The 15,307-nt window shown below is 72.0% G+C and carries 15 protein-coding genes and 2 pseudogenes; 6 read left to right on the top strand and 11 right to left on the bottom strand.

All coding sequences use genetic code 11. The features are described 5' to 3' along the window. Positions 1-28: 28 nt before the first annotated feature. Positions 29-370 (bottom strand): hypothetical protein, encoded by a 342-nt coding sequence (locus tag ACGFWJ_RS06970; RefSeq protein WP_392946037.1) that lies wholly within the window; start codon positions 368-370, stop codon positions 29-31. Positions 371-1,882: 1,512 nt separating this feature from the next. Between ACGFWJ_RS06970 and ACGFWJ_RS06965 the strand changes: the two genes are divergently transcribed. Further along, a complete protein-coding gene (locus tag ACGFWJ_RS06965) occupies positions 1,883-3,133 on the top strand; it encodes a streptophobe family protein (protein WP_392946035.1) in 1,251 nt (416 codons plus the stop codon). A 125-nt stretch (positions 3,134-3,258) separates the two neighbouring features. Here ACGFWJ_RS06965 and ACGFWJ_RS06960 read toward each other — a convergent pair whose 3' ends face one another. The 5 genes and pseudogenes from ACGFWJ_RS06960 to ACGFWJ_RS06940 form a co-directional block, all read right to left on the bottom strand. Then, positions 3,259-5,142, bottom strand: coding sequence for a M1 family aminopeptidase (locus ACGFWJ_RS06960; RefSeq protein WP_392946033.1), 1,884 nt, complete (start codon positions 5,140-5,142; stop codon positions 3,259-3,261). Between the two features lie 135 nt (positions 5,143-5,277). After that, positions 5,278-6,236 (bottom strand): annotated as a pseudogene (locus tag ACGFWJ_RS06955) (serine/threonine-protein kinase). Positions 6,237-6,284: 48 nt separating this feature from the next. After that, positions 6,285-6,659 carry a hypothetical protein gene (locus tag ACGFWJ_RS06950; RefSeq protein WP_392946031.1) on the bottom strand — a complete coding sequence of 125 codons (375 nt, stop codon included), beginning with the start codon at positions 6,657-6,659 and terminating at the stop codon, positions 6,285-6,287. A gap of 256 nt (positions 6,660-6,915) precedes the next feature. Next, a complete protein-coding gene (locus ACGFWJ_RS06945; protein WP_392946029.1) occupies positions 6,916-7,089 on the bottom strand; it encodes a hypothetical protein in 174 nt (57 codons plus the stop codon). A 206-nt stretch (positions 7,090-7,295) separates the two neighbouring features. After that, positions 7,296-8,002 (bottom strand): annotated as a pseudogene (locus tag ACGFWJ_RS06940) (FHA domain-containing protein); the annotation flags it as partial. 145 nt (positions 8,003-8,147) lie between these two features. Here ACGFWJ_RS06940 and ACGFWJ_RS06935 point away from each other — a divergent pair. Then, positions 8,148-8,426 (top strand): hypothetical protein, encoded by a 279-nt coding sequence (locus tag ACGFWJ_RS06935; RefSeq protein WP_387648081.1) that lies wholly within the window; start codon positions 8,148-8,150, stop codon positions 8,424-8,426. A 180-nt stretch (positions 8,427-8,606) separates the two neighbouring features. Here the strand turns inward: ACGFWJ_RS06935 and ACGFWJ_RS06930 are convergent, their stop codons facing one another. From ACGFWJ_RS06930 to ACGFWJ_RS06920, 3 genes are read right to left on the bottom strand one after another with little or no spacing between them, the layout of a single operon-like run. Next, positions 8,607-8,897 carry a dsRBD fold-containing protein gene (locus tag ACGFWJ_RS06930; protein WP_387648084.1) on the bottom strand — a complete coding sequence of 97 codons (291 nt, stop codon included), beginning with the start codon at positions 8,895-8,897 and terminating at the stop codon, positions 8,607-8,609. Continuing rightward, positions 8,894-9,067 carry a hypothetical protein gene (locus ACGFWJ_RS06925; RefSeq protein WP_392946027.1) on the bottom strand — a complete coding sequence of 58 codons (174 nt, stop codon included), beginning with the start codon at positions 9,065-9,067 and terminating at the stop codon, positions 8,894-8,896. The genes ACGFWJ_RS06930 and ACGFWJ_RS06925 overlap by 4 nt, the downstream gene beginning before the upstream one ends. A gap of 58 nt (positions 9,068-9,125) precedes the next feature. Beyond that, positions 9,126-9,605 (bottom strand): phosphohydrolase, encoded by a 480-nt coding sequence (locus ACGFWJ_RS06920; RefSeq protein ID WP_392946025.1) that lies wholly within the window; start codon positions 9,603-9,605, stop codon positions 9,126-9,128. Between the two features lie 110 nt (positions 9,606-9,715). On the opposite strand from ACGFWJ_RS06920, the gene ACGFWJ_RS06915 reads away from it, so the two are divergent. Next, the gene (locus ACGFWJ_RS06915) at positions 9,716-10,357 is read left to right on the top strand and encodes a uridine kinase (RefSeq protein WP_392946023.1); all 642 of its coding nucleotides are present in this window, start codon (positions 9,716-9,718) and stop codon (positions 10,355-10,357) included. Positions 10,358-10,399: 42 nt separating this feature from the next. Here ACGFWJ_RS06915 and ACGFWJ_RS06910 read toward each other — a convergent pair whose 3' ends face one another. Further along, on the bottom strand, positions 10,400-11,191 hold the full coding sequence (locus tag ACGFWJ_RS06910; RefSeq protein ID WP_392946021.1) for a DNA-formamidopyrimidine glycosylase family protein: 792 nt from the start codon (positions 11,189-11,191) through the stop codon (positions 10,400-10,402). A 107-nt stretch (positions 11,192-11,298) separates the two neighbouring features. On the opposite strand from ACGFWJ_RS06910, the gene ACGFWJ_RS06905 reads away from it, so the two are divergent. Further along, a complete protein-coding gene (locus tag ACGFWJ_RS06905; RefSeq protein WP_392946019.1) occupies positions 11,299-12,060 on the top strand; it encodes an alpha/beta fold hydrolase in 762 nt (253 codons plus the stop codon). Positions 12,061-12,372: 312 nt separating this feature from the next. Then, positions 12,373-13,269, top strand: coding sequence for a GNAT family N-acetyltransferase (locus ACGFWJ_RS06900; protein ID WP_392946017.1), 897 nt, complete (start codon positions 12,373-12,375; stop codon positions 13,267-13,269). A 61-nt stretch (positions 13,270-13,330) separates the two neighbouring features. Here the strand turns inward: ACGFWJ_RS06900 and ligD are convergent, their stop codons facing one another. Continuing rightward, positions 13,331-14,230, bottom strand: a complete 900-nt coding sequence (gene ligD / locus ACGFWJ_RS06895; protein ID WP_392946015.1) for a non-homologous end-joining DNA ligase — start codon at positions 14,228-14,230, stop codon at positions 13,331-13,333. Positions 14,231-14,262: 32 nt separating this feature from the next. Between ligD and ACGFWJ_RS06890 the strand changes: the two genes are divergently transcribed. Then, complete coding sequence (locus ACGFWJ_RS06890; RefSeq protein ID WP_392946013.1) at positions 14,263-15,252, top strand: Ku protein; 990 nt, start codon at positions 14,263-14,265, stop codon at positions 15,250-15,252. The last annotated feature ends 55 nt before the right edge of the window (positions 15,253-15,307 follow it).

The raw sequence follows: 15,307 nt of genomic DNA, 5'->3' as shown, positions 1-15,307 counted from the left end.
ATCAATTCCCAGCTGTACCCGTATTCGCCTATCCCGATGTCCCGGCACCGGCGTACGGCGAAGTAGGTTCAGAACCCGGCCCAACCCCTGAAGAATTGTTCCCCGATGATCCCGAAGCTCCTGACGACGGCATCCCCGACTGCCCGCCAGGGGACGAAGGACCGGACGGCGAGGCACTGCCGGGCTGGCTTGTGTACGGTCCTGAGCCTGATTCGCCGGGTGTGGCCGAACTGTCCGAATTGCCAGTCCCGCCGACCGGCCGGTCGAACTGGCTGCCCGTGGCCTGGTTGACCGACACCATCTGCGTCACCGGTGCCGCCGCTGGCTGGACCGTCACCACATCGTTCGCCTGAAAGGAGGCCCAAGCCATGCCGGTATAGGTATCACCCGTGCCGTTCGGCGGGAGCAGCGGATTTGCCGCACTCGCACCGCACCCGGGGCACACCCTGGTTGTCAAACCAGAACGGCGGCTTCGGCACGTCACAGCTGGCGACCTCCCGCGTACCTCCGCACAGACCGGGTTCGTCACCTTTCACGGTGCCGCGGGTGGCGGCCGGGGTGGCCGTCCCTGCCCCACCGGTCGGGTACCCGCTTGATCCGCCGGCACCAGTCCCGGCGGCGTAGGCAACGGGGTCGGTGAACGGCTCCTGGCCGACCGCCGCGGCGGGCTGGAGGGCCACGTTCTGGGCGGACCCGCCACCGGAGGAGCCGCCGCTGAGCACCACGCCCCGCGCATCACCGAGACCGACGACGAGCACCGCGGCGGCCAGCGCCGGCCCCTACCGCCACCACGACCACCTTCCACCCCCCATCACCGTCCCCACCGTCCCCGACCAGCACTCGCCCACCACCACTCGACGGTGGCGTCCCGTCACCCGAGGCCATCAACCGGCCGCACCCCCTCCGACTGGCCCGCGCCACCTGCCGACAACGGACCGGACGGCGGCCCGGCAGATCCCGCTCCGTCCGAGGACGACGGCGGCCCGGCCTCAGCCCGGGAGCCGCCACCGGCACCAGAACCTGACCTCAACCCGCCCGGTCCGTTACTCGTCGGCCAGTCGCTCTCCGCACGCAGCCCGCCCCCCCCTGCGCATCCACCCGCCCAGGCGCCGACCCACCGTTCACCCATGAAGGAGGCTCGACTGTCCCACCCACCGACTCGGTCGGAGGCTCCCCACCCGACGCGCCATCACTCCGCGGGCCCCGCCCGGACCGCGCGGATCCCGCAGAGCCCTCAGCGCCCCACTGATCCGACGCCGTCGCCCACCGACCCGCCCCTTCGCCACCAGCTACCAGCTTCCAGCTACCGCTGCAGGAGGCCCCGATGTTCCGTCCACCAGCTCCATCGGCGGGCCTGCGCCCGAGGCACCGTCACCCACGACGTCCGGCGCACCTGGTACGCGCCCGGTGCGTCCTTCCGAGGCCGCTGCGCATCCCCGACCAGGCGCCGGACCTCCAACTGCCTCGGTCGGGGCCCCGGATGTGTCTGCCACCCCTTCCGTCGGCGGGTCGGTCGACTCGCCCACCACCTCGGTGGGGCGGTGAGGCGGCGGCGGTGCGTTGTTGTTCTCGTTGTCCGATTCTTCGGGTTGTCGGGGTGTCGGCTGATCAGCCACGGAACTGCCTCTCAGTCGGACTCCCCCGAAGCCACGCTGCGCATCCACCATTGTCCGCCAGCACCGGCGAACTCGCTGCCTCGCGCCAGGGTCGAGCCGTAACTCGCCCTGCCTTGCGGGGTGTCCGAAGCTGGAAAGGTCGGCCGGTCCCGGTCGGCTGCCCGCGGGGGGCTCAGTTCGAAGGGCCGGTGAGACGCGTGCCCCCTGTTCCTGCTCCCCCGCAGCCGGGCCTCGGGCCCCGCTCGGCGCTGCCCGGCTGGGTCGCCGTGCTGGTCTCCGCCCTGGTGGCCACCGTGGGCTCGCTGGTGGCGATGGCGGCCGTGGCCGCACTCGGGCTGTGGCTGGCGCGCGCCGACGAACTGCCGGGTGACGGTTTCGGTGCGGTGCTGGCTGCAACGGTATTGATGTCGATGGGGGTGCCGGTCCAACTCGAGGGCAGCGCCGCCTTCGTGGCGACCGCGCAGGGCGGGATCACCGCCATCCCGCTGTCGGTCACGCTGGCGGGGGCGCTCGCTGCGGCGTTCCTGTTTCTGCGCCCGCTGCGCCGACACCCGGTGGTGGGCGGACGGGCTCTGCTCGCGCGAGTTCTCGCGCTGGCAGGATGCTGGACGGTCGTGGTGCTGCTGCTCTCCTGGGCGGCGCGGCACAGTTTCACGGTGTCAACGGGCAATCCACTGATCGACCAGCTCGGCGGCGCGCTGGGCGCGACCCCGGTCGTGGGGTTCCGGGCCGACCCCGGCCCGGCGGTCGGTTTCGGGTTGCTGTGGCTGGCGGTGGTCGTCCTGCTGGCGCTGGCCGCCTCTCGCCGCGCGCCGTTGCCGACCCGCTGGGTGCGCTGGCACGGCACGCTGCGTCCGACGGTGCACGCGGTGCTGTCGTTGCTGCTGCTGTGCGTCGGGCTGGGCCTCATCAGCGGGCTGGTCGCGACGGCAACGGGCAGTGAGCCACGGGAGACGCTCGCGGTGCTGTGCCTGGGCCTTCCGAACCTGGCCTGGATGGCGCTGGGCATCGGAATGGGCGGGTCCTGGCACGGGCATGTGGACGACAGCCTGGGCCTGCCGTTCCCACAGCCGCTGGCGGCGGTGCTGCACTCCGGAAAGAACGTGACGCTGGACCTCGGGTCGCTGGCGGAGCAGAACGGCTGGGCGTGGCTCCTGCTGCCGCTGGCATCAGTGCTGATCCTGGCGACCGGCGTGGCGGTGGCGGCCCGTTCGCGTCCGGCACTCCCGGCGTGGCGGTCAGCCGTACAACTCGCTGTGGTGCTGGCCCTGGCACTGCTCACGATCGGCCTGCTGACCCGGGTGTCGGCCGTGTACGGGCTGTCGCTGCTTGGTCTGGGAGGAACGGGCTCGACGGTGCTGGACCCAAATCTGCTCACGCTGGTCCCGCTGGCCGCAGGCTGGGGCGCCCTTGCGGGCTTCGTCGGCGGAATCCTCGCGCCACGCCTTGCCGGGCGGAGTCCCGGCACGCAGGCCCACAGTCACCCGGCGTCACCCGAAGAAGGGGCACCGCACTGACCGAGAACCGATGCAGAAACAGAAGGAGAAGCGATGAGACGGGCACGGACCACTTCGACGGGGCGGGCCGGCCCGGCCCGCCCGGCGGAGGTCCGGGACGGGCGGGCGGGGCCGATGGCGGGTGCTCAGCCTTCTATGCGGTGCTGGGTCCAGAACGAGGTCAGGTCCACGGTCGTCGCGGCCTGCGCGGCGGCCTTGAACTCGGCTGTGGTGGAAACCCCGTACCAGTGCGCTGCCGCGTAGTCGTGCAGCAGCTTGGTCATCGCGGTGTCACCGATGGTGCGGCGCAGGTCGTGCAGGGCGCACTTGCCGTAGTTGTAGATGACCGTCGAGTAGCGGGAGGAGTTGGCGTCCCAGTAGGCCATCGAGTTGGTGATCTTCTCGGCGGAGGATGCCCAGGAGACGCTGCTCCAGCAGTTGGTTCCGGTGCCGCCGAGGGCGAGGTCGGTGGCGTAGTCGGTGAAGGCCTCGTCCAGCCAGGGGCTGTTGTACTCGTCGTCGCCGACGATGCCGTACCACCACTGGTGGCCGATCTCGTGGGTGAGGGCGGTGGTGGAGACCAGGTCGAGCACGAAGCCGGGGTATTCCATGCCGCCGAACCAGAAGTTGTTGTCGATCACCGCGTCGAGCTCGCCGTAGGGGTAGGCACCGAAGCGCGCGGCGTGGGAGTCGACGGCGGACTTGGCGGTGGTCAGCATGGACTGCGCGCTGGACGAGCTGATGCTGCTGACGGAGTACACGTTGACGGCGACTCCGCCCGGCGAGGTGCCGGATATCTTGCTGAACGGCCCGGCCGCCCAGGCGAATTCGCGGACGCTCTTGGCGGTGGCGGTGGTGACGGTCCGTCCGCTGCTGCCGGGGGTGTCCACCGAGGTGCCGGTCGCGGGGACGAGCAGGCTGCTCGGGTGGTCGAGGGTGACCGTGTAGTCGGATGCCAGCGTGTAGAAGGACTCGCCGTTGTTGGTGTACGGGTCGAGGTGCCAGCCGGCCGCGTCGCGGACGGCGAGCACGGGCAGGGCGTTGCCGATGAAGTTGAACGCGCCGTCGCGTCCGAACCGGTCCGCGCCGGAGGGAACGGCGATGGAAAGGTCGAAGCCGACGCTGCCGCTCGCGCCCTGGGCGAGCGGTGCGGGCAGGGTGACCTTGAGTGCGGTGCAGCCGACGGTGAGCGGCGCGGTGGTGCCGCCGGTCAGGTTGCTGACGGTGATCGGCGTCGTGGGGCAGCTGCCGTGGTAGTTGTCCCACAGCCGCAGGTACACCTCGGTCAGCGGGGTTGCCGAGGGGTTGGTGAAGCCGATGCTCTGGTGGCCGGACCAGTTGGCGCCGCTGGTGTCACTCGTCAGGTTGACGGTGTATCCGGTGGGTGCGGGGGTGCGGGTGCCGTCGGTGGTCGGCGGCGGGGTGGTGCCGCCCGCGGAGACGTCGAGCGCCACGTCGTCCAGCACGAAGCTGGTCTGCTGTCCGGAGTCCTCGACGCCGCTGAACGAGACGCTGACGGTCTGTCCGGCGCAGGCGGATACGTCAAAGGTCTTCTTCACGTAGCCGGCCGCCGCGTCCAGGTTGGAGTAGGTGGCGAGGGTGGTGGTGCCGATCTTGGCGGTGAGTTTGTCGTATGCCGTGGTCGTGGTGGTCTCGGCCGTGTCCACGTGCAGCCAGAAGCTGAGGCTGGCGCTGGTGCAGCCTGCGGGAAGGGTGACGGTCTGCGCCAGCGTGTCGGTGTGGGCCGAGCCGTAGCCGTTCAGCCAGGCGAAGGACGTTCCGCCATGGGCGCTCTGGCCTCCCCCGCTGGTGATCACGCCGCTGGACGAGGTCCACGGCGAGGTGCCGGACTCGAATCCGCCGTTCGCCACCACCTGGGTCGCTGTGCAACTCGCGGCCGCGGTGCCACTGTTGCCCTGGACGGCCTGGGCGGTGGGGGCGGCCAGGGCCGCGGTGCCGGCGGCTACCAGCACGGTGGTGCTCAGCAGCGCTGCGGCGCGGGTGGCGAGGACGCGGAGTCTGTCGCTCATCGGTGCTCCTCTCGGTTGCCAGGGTCTGTGGGGGCCCTGGCCGAGGGGCAGATTGCCAGCAAACTCTCAGGATTGATAGGTGCATGCCATCAATCGTTACGACACCCACCCTCACCGGCACGCCGCGCGCACCCGTCAGCGCGTCCCGTCCGGGTCGAACACCGGCCGCGCCCACGCCGGGGGCAACGACGGTGCCTGGCGCGGCCGTTCGGGCCGGGCGTCGGACGCGGCCCGCAGCGCCGCGACGAACTCCAGACAGCCGGCGCACTACCGGCTCTCCGACCGTTTCGCCATCGCCCGCCGCAGGACGGCGCCCACCTCACCGGGAAGGTCCGCCCGCTGCTGCAGCGGTTCCGGTGGCCGGTCGTTGAGGTGCGCCCACAGCAGCGCCAGGTCGTCGTCACGCGGAACGGCGGACTGCCGGTGAGCATTTCGTGCACCACGCAGCCCAGGCTGCACACGTCGCAGCGCCCGTCCACCGGCTTGCCGGAGATCTGCTCGGGGGCCACGTAGTCCAGCGTGCCGACGAACTGTCCGACGCTGGAAAGGCCGGTGAGCGACAGCGACTTCTTGGTCAGCCCGAAATCAGTGAGGTAGGCATGTTCCGGGTGGTCGGGGTCGGTGCCCTCGGCGATCAGCACGCTACCGGGCTTGACGTCGCGGTGGACGAGGTCATGGGCGTGCGCCGCGTCCAGGGCGCTGGCCACCTGCACGGCGATCCGTACGGTCTGGCGCACCGTCAACGGGCCCTGCCGGTCGAGCAGGCTGCGCAGGTCCCGGCCTCGGACGTACCGCATGGCGATGTACAGCACGCCCTCGATCTCCCCGGCCTCGTACACCGGGACGATGTTCGGATGATCGAGGGACGCCGCCACCCTGGACTCCCGGACGAAGCGCTGCCGGAAGGTCTCGTTGCGGGCCAGTTCGGGTGCCAGCAGCTTCAGCGCCACGGTGCGGCCCAACCGGAGGCCCTCGGCCCGGTAGACCACTGTCATCCCGCCCCGCCCGATCACGTGCTCCAGCCGGTATCCGGCGAGCGTCCGGCCGCCGAGTTCGTCCTGCCCGGCGGCGGCAAGTGGCTCCTCCCCTGTCATCGTCAACTTCCTCCGCGCTCGGCGCTGTCCCGCACTGCGGCGCCCCGTTCAGCCACGGCTGCCACCCCCACCGTCATCGCGCTCGCCCTGGCTGCCGGTGTCGCCGCCTGCGCGAGCGCCGCCGGCCGCCGCGTAGCCCTGTACCTGCGCGGCGGCGCAGTAGAGCCAGCGGTCCTGTTCGAGATCGAGCGGCCAGGCGGAGGCTCCGTCGAGCACGGCGCCCAGCCGCAGGTCGCGGGTGCCGTCGCGGAAGGTCTCCAGGTCGGTCCGACCGGCCGCGTAGTCGTCGAGCAGCCGCCGGTAGTCGGAGAGGCTGCGCTCCAGAGCGGCGAGCAGCGGGCGCGGGTCGTCGCCGGCGGTGAGCGGGAGGCCAGTGGCCGGGGCCGTTGCGGGAGGGCCACCAGCAGTCGGCCGTCGACCCAAGCCGTCCAGCCGTTTGGAGCAGACGCCCCGGGCCCAGTTCCCGCGGGCCGCGGCAAGGACGACCGGCAGCAGCGGGTCCAGTGGCACCCTGACGGCGGCCGGGCCGGGGCCGGTTCAGGTCGGCAGGCCGCCGCCGGGAACGACGTGGGTGGGGCCGGAATCTGCCAGGGGTCCCCATCGGCTACCGCCGCATCACGGCCGGTCGTGCCGGCGCAGCAACCGGCGACGATCAGGCCGTACAGCACGGCGAGGACGATCAGCATGCCCACGTCGAGCAACCGGCCCGGTGGGCGAGCAGGGGATCGTCGGTGAGGCTGCCGGGGACGATGGCGTGCAGGTCGATCGTGGCGGCCATCGCGCCGAGCGCCCAGCGGGAGGGGACCAGCCAGGGGAGCTGGTTGAGCACCGGAATGTGGTCGAGCTGCAGCAATGCCCCGCGGGGCGAGGGCGAGGAAGGTCCGGTCGGCGGCGAGGGCACTGGCGTAGCGGCGGCCGAGCGTGCCGACCTGTCGGCGCCAGCGCTGCGGCCTCGGCCCGGCAGCGGGGCGGTCTGCGGTGGGAATGCCGACGGCGGGCGTCCCTGCGCCCGGCTGTTGACAGTCACCCGGCGCCTGCCCGTCACCGAGCACCCCGGTCGATGTCGCCGGTGTCGACGAATTCCTGGAGTTCGTCGCCGACCAGGCAGAACATCGAGTGGCCGATGCCGACCAGGTCGCCGGGCCCGGCGAGGGCCCGCAGCACGGGCCGGCCGTTGAGGTAGGTGCCGTTGTGGCTGGCCAGGTCGGCGATCTCGTAGCGGCCGTCGGGGCGGGCCCGCAGTTCGGCGTGGTGCCGGGAGACGGACAGGTCGCCGAGCACCAGGTCGTTGTCCGAGGCTCGCCCGATCCGGACCACTCTGGTCGGCAGCGGCCGGACCCTGGACGGCGGCCGGAGCGAGCCGGTGATGGCGGTCAGTGCGGACGGCCGGGCTTCGAGCGACGGTCCGCTGCCGGGTACCCGGTGGACGGCGGTCGGCCGCGGCAGAGCGCTGAAGGTGCAGTGCGGCCCGTCGGCGGGGCTGCCGAGGCAGAGCACGGTGCCGGGTTCGATCTCCTGGTGGACGATGCGCCGCCCGTCGGCCCAGGTGCCGTTGGTGGAGCCGATGTCGTCCACGATCCAGTGACCGTCACCGACATCGACATGCAGTCGCGCGTGGTGCCAGGAGACCCGGGGGTCGGTGAGGACGATGTCGGCAGCGGGGTCACGGCCTGAGGAGCAGGTGCGGCTCGGAGTGATGACGGTCGAGTCGCCGCCAGTTTCGAGGACCACTTTCGGCGCGGGGACGCCGTCTCTCGCTCTCCCATACGTCGATGCTGTTCCCGGCGCCGGGCACCCGCCCGGGGGGCGGTTTTCGGCCTTCCGAGTGACAGTGGAAGACGGTCGCCACGGGTTGGGTACCTGTGGGGTCGGGACCGAGCGGCCCATAGGGCGGCGGATGGGAGCGGGTTTGTGAACACCTGGGCAACCTGGACCACGCAGGGCATTCTGTCCGGCCACGGTGGCGTGAAGACCGTGGAGATTGGCGTCATCACCGGGGATCTGACGGTGCACACCATGTGGATCGAGGGCGAGGCGCGGCTGACGGTGCAGTACAGCGGGGCGCTCGACTGGTTCACCGTGGAGGGCAGCCCGGTCGCCGCGGCGGACGAGGCGGCGGCGCGCGAGGTGCACCAGCACATGGTGGAGGCGGTGAAGACGGGCGGCGGCGCGGCCGCCCCGCAGGCCTGACTCTCCCCCGAACCCGGGCCGCGGCGGCACAGTCAGGTGCGCGACGGCCCGGGTTTCGGCCTGCCCGGGCACCGAAGCCCTGCACCCATGCACCTGTACCCAGGCAGACCGAAGCCCCGCAGACCGCCCGCCATGGCCGAGTGCCGAACCCTCGACACCCGGCGCCCCGCCGTTCGGTGACTACGGTGTGTCGCGCCGACGGGCGGATTCGACTGCTTCGGCGGCGGTCGAGCCGCGGTGGATCAGTTGCTGCCCGAGGGCTGCCAGTGCGCGTCCGACGGCGAGTTCGTCGCCGATCGCCGGGTCGGCGGGGTCCTGGGCGCTGCGATGGGCCTCGGCGTCGACCTCGATCAGGTTGACGCCGGTGTCAAGGACGGCGTGTGCCTGGGTGAGGTCGCCGACCTCGACCAGCCGCAGGCGCACGTTCCAATCGGAGGTGTGCGGTTCGGGCACCGCGGCTCGCGCGTTCACCGCTGCTCCTCCTGCTGGGGCGGTTCGGCGATCCGCTCGCCCTCCGCCGGCGGCTCCCCCCAGGCGCTCATGTTCTGGTCGGAGGTGATGCCTTCCAGGGGGTCTACGGCGCGGACATCGTCCTCGTCGCGCTGCGCCTTGTCGTTGAGCCTGTCATTCATCTCGGACATCCTCGGCTCCTCGCTGTCGGCCCCCACTGCTCCTTCCAGCCTGCTCCCGCCGAACGCTTCAGTCGAGTTCGGCCAGCAGCGGGGGGTTGACGGCGGCGAGGACGGTCCGCAGGTCGGCGTCGGCGACGGCGGGCCACAGGACGGCGCGGGCGTCCCGGTAGCGCGCGGCCAGCCGGGCGGACCGGTCGGCGCGGGAGTTGTGGGCGTTGTCAGCGATCTTGACGAGGGTCGCGGCCTGATCGGTGACGATGTCGAGCAGCATCGCCCGGTAGTCCGTCCCCGGCTCCCGGGTGACCCGGCGGACGGTGGCGACCACTCCGGCGGGGATCCCTGCGACAAGCAGATCGTCGGCGCGGGTCGGGGTGTCCTCCAGCACGTCGTGCAGCAGTGCGGCCATCTGCAGGCCGGTGCCGAACGCCGCGACGCCTGCTGCCACGGCCCGGACGTGTTCGATGTAGGGGACGCCGATCCGGTCGTACTGTCCGGCGTGGGCACGGGCGGCGAGGGCATCCACGTCGGCGAGGGTCGGCGAAGGCACGGCGGGATCCCCCTGGGATGAGCGACGATCAGGTATCGGAAAATATAGTCCGGTTGACGGAACGTCCGGTCGACGGAAAGTCCGATCGACGGAGAGGAAGTGATCGTCCGGTGCGGGTGACCCCGATCTCCCCGGAGCGCCTGGTCGCCCTGCTCGCGGAGCGGATCCACCGGCTGCCCGGCCCCGACGATCCGGACCGCCGTCTGCGGGTGGCGATCGACGGCGCGGCCGCCGCCCGCCCGGGCGAGTTGGCGGATGCGTTGGTGGAGCCGCTGCGGCTGCTCGGCCGGCCGGTACAGCGGGTATCGGCGGGCGACTTCCTGCGTCCCGCCTCGGTCCGCTTCGAGTACGGCAAGCAGGATCCGGACGCCTTCCACGACCTGTGGCTGGACGAGGGCGCGCTGCTGCGCGAGGTACTCGACCCGCTGGAGCCGGGCGCGGACGGCCGGATGCTGCCCACCTTCTGGGATCCGGCCACCGACCGTTCCACCCGGGCCCGTTACCTGGAACTGCCGCCGCGCGGAGTGCTGCTACTGGACGGCCCGTTCCTGCTCGGCCGCTGGCTGCCGTTCGAACTCACCGTGCACCTCACCCAGTCCGCTGCCGCGCTCGCCCGCCGCACCCCCGCCGATCAGCACTGGACGCTTCCCGCCCACGAGCGCTACTGCACCGAGACCGACCCGGCCGAGCTCGCCGACCTCACCGTCCGGGTGGACGACCCGCGCCACCCGGCGCTGGTCGAGCCGGACTGATACCCCCGCGTCCCGACGCCGTCCAGCGTCGGCATGCCGCCGTCAGCCGGTCGGTGCCGGGCCGCGCTGGCAGCGCGGGCACCAGTACGCGGTGCGGTCCTGCGCGTGGGTACCGGTGCGGATCGGCGTGCCGCAGCGCACGCAGTTGCGGCGGGCCCGGCCGTACACCCAGTTCTGGCAGCCGGGCCGGGTGTCGCCGGTGGTGATGTGGCCGTGCCGCAGCTTGTTGGCGTCCAGCAGTTGGTGCGCCCGGTGCAGCAGCCGGTCGAGGTCGGGCAGTTCGGCGACCGGCAGCCACGGGGTGACTCCGGCCAGGAAGCTCAGTTCGTTCGCGTAGACGTTGCCGATGCCGGCCAGGTTCCGCTGGTCGAGCAGGGCCGCGCCGACCGGGCGTTGCGGGGCGGCCAGCAGGCGGCGGCGGACTTCGGCGACGTCCCAGTCGGGGCCGAGCAGGTCGGGGCCGAGGTGGCCGACCACCCGGGTCTCCTCGGCGGTGCGCAGCAGTTGCACCACGGGCAGTCGGTAGCCGACGGCGGTGCCCTGCTCGGTGCCGAGGATCGCCCGGATCTGGAACGCCGGTCCGCTGCGCCAGCGCTCGCCGGGCCGGAACACCTGCCAGCGGCCGTCCATCCGCAGGTGGGTGTGGAGCGTCACGCCGCCCTCGAACCTGGTCAGCAGGTGTTTGCCGCGCGGCACCGTCTCCAGCACCCGGCGGCCGGTGAGGTCGGCGGTGGCGTGGGCGGGCACGCGCAGGTCCGCCACCGTCAACACCGCACCGGCGAGCGCGCGGTTGAGCTGAGTGGCGACCAGGTAGATGCTGTCTCCTTCGGGCACGCCCCCATCATGCCGTCCGCCACGGACACCGCCCGGCCCACCCCCACCGTCTCTGCTGACAGGTAATCCCCTGGTCAGGTCACGAGTCGCTGTTCTAGGTTGGCGCGATGACGATCACTCACGAGGCGGCCGGCTCCGGCCCCGCGGTACTCCTGCTGCACTCCTCCGTCTGCGACCGGCGGATGTGGGACGGCCAGTGGGACGCGCTGCGCGAGGCCGGGTACCGAGTCGTGCGGTGCGACTTCCGCGGTTTCGGGGAGACCCCCTGCGCGGACGCGCCGTACAGCAACCTGACCGACCTGGAGGACCTGCTCGACGAACTCGGCATCGACCGGGTCTCGCTCATCGGCGCCTCCTTCGGCGGCAACATGGCCGCCCGGTTCGCGGCGCTGCGCCCGGAGCGGGTGCACTCGCTGACGCTGCTCTGCCCGGGCAGCGCCACCCACGAGCCGAGCGCCGAACTGGTGGAACTGGGCGAGCGCGAGGTCGAACTGGTCGACTCCGGGCGGCTGGACGAGGCGGTCGAGCTGATGGTGGACACCTTCCTTGGGCCCGACGCGGACGAGGCCGCAAAGGCCAAGGTCCGGGTGATGCAGCGCAACGCGTACGAGGTGCAGCTGGCGCCCGAGGAGGAGTTCCACCCGACCGAGCCCGAGGTGGACCTGCGCAACGCCGTCGCCCCCGCGCTGGTGTTCGGCGGCCGGCACGACGTGGACGACTTCCGCCGGATCGCCGTCGACACGGCGGCCGTGCTGCCCGCCGGCGAGCACCGCGAACTCCCCTGGGCCGGCCACCTGCCCGCTCTGGAGCGCCCGGCCGAGGTGGCCGAGCTGCTGATCGCCCACCTCGCCGAGGTGTGGAAGGCCTGACGCCGAACGTCAACGGCGAACCCCTCACATCCCCTCCCCCGAGTGAACATCGGCATCCCGTTCGAGCCCCAGGGCCCCACGCGCCGCCATCCGCGGGAGGTGATTGCACCTCACTTTTGCGCCTCAACAGGGCAATCGCCTCATCGCAGAACCGATTCGTCATTCGACGCCGACGCAGACGCTGCCAGACCGACATGGTCGAACAGGCCGTGCGCAGGGTTCGAAAAAACAGGTGCACGCGTCCGATCGCCCTGCTTTGATTCCGCGTGATCAACCTCCACGAGAGGACGCACCACACCCTTGGACGGCACGATGCGCGACACCCAGCACGACACCGACCTCACCCTTACCCCGGGGGCGGAGGCAGGCGGGCCGTCGACCGTCCTGGCCCGACTCGAGGAGTTCTTCGACGCCGTTCCCCGGTTCTCCGCGACCGCCGAGGAACACGGCCCGTTCACCCTGTTCGTCCGCACGGGGCCGGGCTGGCACTACTACGCACGTCCGCGACTCGGCGGCGACGGACCGTTCACCGCCGCCGACGTGGAGCGGGTCCGGGCCCGCCAGCGTGAGCTGGGCGCACCGGAGAGCTTCGAATGGGTGCACGAGACCTCGCCGGGTCTGCGCGCCCCGATCGAGTCTTCGGGCCTGGAGGTGCACGAGCACCCGCTGCTGGTCCTGGAGCTCGACGGCCCGTCGGCTGCCGCCCCGGCTGCGGAGAACGACCCGAAGGTCCGGGTGCTGACGATCGACGACCCGCTGCTGCCGAGCGCCGTCACCGTCCCGCACCTCGCCTTCGCCGACCCGGGCACCCAGGTCGGCGTGGCCGGCCCGGAGCAGCTCGCCGACGCCACCCGGACGGCGATCGCCGACGGCCAGGTGACGCGGATGATCGGCCGCATGGAGGCCGGCCGCACGGTCGTCGTCGCGATCGCCGGGCCCGACGGCCTGGCCGTCGCCTCCGGCTGCCACCAGCCGGTCGGCGACGTCAGCGAGATCGTCGCGGTGGCGACGCTCCCGTCGCTGCGGCGGCAGGGCCTGGCGCGCCGGGTCACCGCGCAGTTGGTCGAGCACGCCCGGACCACCGGCATACGCACGGTCTTCCTGTCCGCCAGCGACGACGCCGTGGCGCGGATATACGAGAGCGTCGGCTTCCGCCGCATCGCCACCGCCCTGATCGCCGAGCCCGCCGCGGAGGCCGCCACGTCCTGACACCACACCGCCGCCGCACGGCCCGGGCCTCCCCCGGGCGCCGGCCGGCCTGCCGCCGGGATCAGCCGTCGGGCTCCGGCAGTGTCTGGTCGTCGCTGAGCAGGTCGGCCAGCAGGTCGCCCTGCTCGGCAAACCGGTCGAGCACCTCCTCCGGGCTGAACATCAGCTCGGCCGCGTCGGTGCACTGCTCCACCTCGCTCCAGCTCACCGGGGCCGACACCCCCGGAACGCTGGTGGCGCGCAGAGTGTAGGGCGCGGCGGTGGTCTTCGCCGTCGCGTTCTGCGACCAGTCGACGAACACCTTTCCCCGGCGCAGCGCCTTGGTCATCCGGGACACGACCAGGGTGGGGTGCTCGCGGGCGAGGCGTTCGGCGAGGGCGTGCGCGTAGTCGCTGACCTGCCGGGCGGGGGCGGGGCGCAGCGCGGCGTACAGGTGCAGTCCCTTGCTGCCGGAGGTCTTGGGTCGGCAGACCAGGCCGTCGGCGGCGAGGGCTTCGCGGATCAGCAGGGCGACGCGGCAGCAGTGGGTGAGGTCGGCACCGGGTCCGGGGTCGAGGTCGACGACCAGGCGGTCGTGGGCGTCGGGTCCACTCTCGGCGGTCCACTGCGGCACGTGCAGTTCGAGGGCGTAGCCGTTGGCGACGGTCATCAGCGTCGCCAGGTCGTCCACGGCGACGCGCTGCTTGGGGCCTTCGTGGCTGGGCGCGGTCACGGTGTGCACCCAGGCGGGCAGGCCGGGTGGCGGGTTCTTGGCGAAGAATCCCTCCTCGCCGATGCCGGAGGGGAAGCGCAGGAAGCTGGCGGCGCGGCCGCGCAGGTGCGGAAGCATCGCGGGGGCGATCTGCGCGTAGTAGTAGAGGGCCTCGCCCTTGGTCCACCCCGTGGCGGGCCAGAGGACCTTGTCGAGGTGGGAGAGGACCAGGCGGCGGCCCTCGACTTCCGTGACCTGTCGCTCGGGCATACCGTGGGAAATCCCCGCGAAAGGGCCATGACATGCCACAGGTCACCTGGAAAGGCGTCATCACGTTCGGGCTGGTCAGCGTACCGGTCCAGCTGTATGCCGCCACGGAGGAGCACAGTGGGCCGGCCCTGCACCAGGTGCATGCGAAGGACGGCTCGCGCATCCGGATGAAGCGGTTCTGCGAGGCGGAGGACAAGGAGGTTCCGTACGGCGAGATCGCCAAGGGGCACGAGTCTGCGGACGGTCGGCAGGTGGTGCTCGACGAGGAGGACCTGGCGGAACTGCCGCTGCCGAGCAAGAAGGTGGTGGACGTGCTGGCGTTCGTCCCCGCCGAGTCGATCGACCCGCTGATGTACTCCAAGGCCTACTACGTGGCCACCGCCGACAAGGCCCCGGCGAAGCCGTACGTGCTACTGCGGGACGCGCTGCGCGCGTCGGGGCAGATCGCGGTGACCAAGGTGACCATGCGGACCAGGGAGTCGCTGGCGGTGCTGCGGGTGCACGAGGACACCCTGGTGCTGCAGACCTGCCTGTGGCCGGACGAGGTCCGCTCGGCCCAGGGGATGGCGCCGGACGAGAAGGTGACGGTCCGTCCGCAGGAGCTGAAGATGGCGCGTTCGCTGATGGACACGCTGTCGGAGGACTTCGACCTGTCGGCGCTGCACGACGAATACCAGCTGGCGCTCCAGGAGTTGATCGACGCCAAGCTGGCCGGGGTGGAGGCACCGCACCTGGAGGAGCAGGCCGGAGGCGGCGAGGCCGAGGTGATCGACCTGATGGCGGTGCTGCGCAACAGCGTGAAGGCCGCCAAGGGCGAACACGGCCGGGGCGCGAAGGGCGGCCGAGCGGCCGGGTCTGCGGCGGATGCCGAGGATGCGGAGGCGGCGCAGGACGCGGCCTCGGGCGGCGGTGCCGCGAAGCGGACGTCGGCGAGGCGGAGCGGGGCGGCGGCGAAGAAGAGCACGAAGGCGCCGGCCAAGAAGGCTGCCGCGAAGAAGGCCGCACCCCGCAAGGCGTCCTGACGCCCCATCACTTGGGCGATTCACGCGTCCGGAGCGGGGCGTGCGGCCCCGGCTG

Origin of the sequence: Kitasatospora sp. NPDC048407, assembly GCF_043200475.1 — a bacterium.
Taxonomy (GTDB): domain Bacteria; phylum Actinomycetota; class Actinomycetes; order Streptomycetales; family Streptomycetaceae; genus Kitasatospora.
The sequence above is the reverse complement of the archived record's forward strand: the minus strand, read 5'-3'. Positions and strand labels throughout refer to the sequence as shown.

What these genes read in the sequence shown, in the direction of transcription:
- ACGFWJ_RS06970 (WP_392946037.1), bottom strand. Translation starts at nt 370, where the DNA reads ATGGCTTGGGCCTCCTTTCAGGCGAACGATGTGGTGACGGTCCAGCCA.
- ACGFWJ_RS06960 (WP_392946033.1), bottom strand. Translation starts at nt 5,142, where the DNA reads ATGAGCGACAGACTCCGCGTCCTCGCCACCCGCGCCGCAGCGCTGCTG.
- ACGFWJ_RS06925 (WP_392946027.1), bottom strand. Translation starts at nt 9,067, where the DNA reads ATGTCCGAGATGAATGACAGGCTCAACGACAAGGCGCAGCGCGACGAG.
- ACGFWJ_RS06905 (WP_392946019.1), top strand. Translation starts at nt 11,299, where the DNA reads ATGACGATCACTCACGAGGCGGCCGGCTCCGGCCCCGCGGTACTCCTG.
- ACGFWJ_RS06900 (WP_392946017.1), top strand. Translation starts at nt 12,373, where the DNA reads ATGCGCGACACCCAGCACGACACCGACCTCACCCTTACCCCGGGGGCG.
- ligD (WP_392946015.1), bottom strand. Translation starts at nt 14,230, where the DNA reads ATGCCCGAGCGACAGGTCACGGAAGTCGAGGGCCGCCGCCTGGTCCTC.
- ACGFWJ_RS06890 (WP_392946013.1), top strand. Translation starts at nt 14,263, where the DNA reads ATGCCACAGGTCACCTGGAAAGGCGTCATCACGTTCGGGCTGGTCAGC.